Origin of the sequence: Mesorhizobium sp. M7A.F.Ca.ET.027.03.2.1, assembly GCF_003999175.1 — a bacterium.
Lineage (GTDB): Bacteria > Pseudomonadota > Alphaproteobacteria > Rhizobiales > Rhizobiaceae > Mesorhizobium.
In genome coordinates this window covers 1-437 of the sequence record NZ_RZOM01001916.1, presented here as the reverse complement: position 1 = coordinate 437, position 437 = coordinate 1, and the positions used below count along the sequence as shown (strand labels likewise).

The window sequence follows — 437 nt, the reverse complement described above, 5'->3', positions numbered from 1 at the left end:
GCACCGGTGCCGGTGCCGCCGCCCATGCCGGCGGTGACGAAGCACATATGGGTGTTGGTCAGGTGATCGAGGATTTCATCGATGCACTCTTCCGCCGCCGCACGGCCGACTTCCGGCTGCGAGCCGGCGCCAAGGCCTTCGGTGACATGCGCGCCGAGCTGGATCAGGCGGCCGGCCTTCGACATGGTCAGCGCCTGCGCGTCGGTGTTGGCCACCACGAACTCGACACCGCGCAGACCGGCGGTGATCATGTTGTTGACGGCATTGCCGCCGCCGCCGCCGACACCGAACACGGTGATGCGCGGCTTAAGCTCGGTGATGTCCGGCTTCTGCAGATTGATGGTCATTGTCTCCGTCCTTTGCCTTTCACGCCGCTTCGCCGCCGCGGCCGCCTATGGGGCTGTCCCCGTCAATTTTAGAAACTGTCTCTCAACCAC

General features: G+C 65.0%; 1 pseudogene. It reads right to left on the bottom strand.

Annotated elements, in window-relative coordinates:
* A pseudogene (locus tag EN750_RS38755) lies at positions 1-347 on the bottom strand (cell division protein FtsZ); the annotation flags it as partial.
* Between the last annotated feature and the right edge of the window lie 90 nt (positions 348-437).